The sequence below is a fragment of the Vibrio floridensis genome, assembly GCF_021852965.1.
GTDB lineage: Bacteria > Pseudomonadota > Gammaproteobacteria > Enterobacterales > Vibrionaceae > Vibrio > Vibrio floridensis.
Genome location: NZ_JAKGCY010000051.1, coordinates 1 through 1,860, shown reverse-complemented (window position 1 = coordinate 1,860; position 1,860 = coordinate 1). Strand labels below are relative to the sequence as shown.

Here is a 1,860-nt window from a genome sequence, read left to right as displayed (position 1 = left end):
AATGCTCAGAGATGGCTGTATGTGGAATGCAGATAGCGCCAAAAATTAACTATTGACGCCATAGTCTCTTGTTATGCGTATTATCCCACACGTACCAGATTGAGATTTTCACTCGCTTTCGGAGGTTCAAAATACTGAGTGACATGATGAAATACTGCTTCTGTGTCAAACATAGCTCTTTCAGGTTGCTCAACTCGACGCTTAGCAATTTGGGATAAACATTGATCATCTGTTAGGTCTAGATACCAAAGCTCATGCTCACTACCTACTTCAACGCACAGTGATACGAACCAAGCTCTTTGATTGACAGTATTAGCTGGAAAATCCATGACAACGTTAACCCCTACATTTAGCAAACTCTGAACATGTTTTTTAACGAAAGGCTTTATGAGATTAGAGTGTTTAATGTAGTCGTCAAACGTTTGAATTTGTGAAGGATAATGAGCTGACAACCAGTCGTCTTCTGAAATTAGGACTGCATTATTTTCGGCAGCCACAACCTTAGATTTCGTCGATTTCCCTGCTCCCATCTTGCCACAGAAGAAGAACAGCTTGCCCTGATTTTCCATGTTTCCTCCATTTACGCATAACGCCGCATTAAGGGGTGAACAACGCTACCACCCGTTCTAAACCATTGTGCCGTAAACACTAAAGCCAATTCAAACCAAAACTGCCAAGCGTTGTGAATCCCTCTTGAATGCTTTGTTAGTTGCCAAACCTAAAGCTTTGATTTGAAGTTGATTGCCGCTTTGCCAACACTGTTTTTACGTGCTTTGAAAAACTCAAATCAGGCGTAGTTTCAAAGCGCCTGTCACTGAAACCACTTGGGACACAAAGCGCCGTAGAAAACGGATTAACGACAACAAAAAAGCGCCTTTGGACAAACAATGTTACAGAGCTAACTTTCAACATATAAACCAGTTTCTGAAATATAGAGTCAACCACAAAAGAAACCAACACACGATTTTGCAAACCCAAATAACTAGAAGTTGAAATACGAAAACCGAGCCAAAAACATACGGACCTTAGCCCTAAATATTTTGTTTTAGCTGCGTTTTTCTCGTTGGCAACTAACGCCCAATTAAGGGGTGAACAACGCCACCACCCAACGTAAAGCATTGTACCGTAAACACTAAAATTGAAGTAGAAGCAAAAATGCCAAGCGTTGAGAATCCCTCTTAAATTGCTTGTTATATGGCTGTTCACCAACATTGATTTACAATTAGTGCCCTAATCCAGGGCTTTCAACTTTGGTGAAGCTGTATACCACACATCATCTCTTTTCATTTTCGGTGGTTCATAAACTTGCTCTGGCTCTTTAGCTATGTCAACACCATAGTTTATTAGGATATCACGATGGCGTCTTAGCGTTTGTTTCGACACATAATGAGTGGATATTTGTCCCCTGAACCATAGTTCAGCAGTAACCCAAACACTGTGTTTTTCACCTTGGTGTATACGCTTTAGCAAACTGTGAGGGTGATTCTCAGGATATATAGGGTCAGGCACTTCAACATATTTCTTGAACTCAACAATATGCATCTTAAACTTAGAACTATTTTTCCAATCATAAAAAAATGCTCTAGCTTCATCGATTGAGTTAAACTCAGCGGCTTTTCCCCAACCACATTTTCTTTTTTTCGCGGACAAATATAACGCACTATCATATTCATTTGGGCCATAAGGCCAGCGATCAAAATATACTGGGTCATATAATCCTATGTTGAAAAACGAACGATATTCAGTTGCCACTAGTTGCTCCTAAATGATACCTGATTGCCATATAACGCCCAATTAAGGGGTGAGCAACGCCACCACCCAACCTAAAGCATTGTGCCATAAACACTAAATTTGAAGTAG

At 40.3% G+C, this 1,860-nt stretch carries 2 protein-coding genes; both read right to left on the bottom strand.

All coding sequences use genetic code 11. From position 1 onward, the window contains the following. Positions 1-80 precede the first annotated feature (80 nt). Positions 81-569: a P-loop nucleotide/nucleoside kinase family protein gene (locus LZU85_RS20720; protein ID WP_237288432.1), complete on the bottom strand. Its 489-nt coding sequence runs from the start codon at positions 567-569 to the stop codon at positions 81-83. 661 nt (positions 570-1,230) lie between these two features. Next, positions 1,231-1,752, bottom strand: coding sequence for a hypothetical protein (locus LZU85_RS20715; RefSeq protein WP_224638854.1), 522 nt, complete (start codon positions 1,750-1,752; stop codon positions 1,231-1,233). Positions 1,753-1,860: the final 108 nt, after the last annotated feature.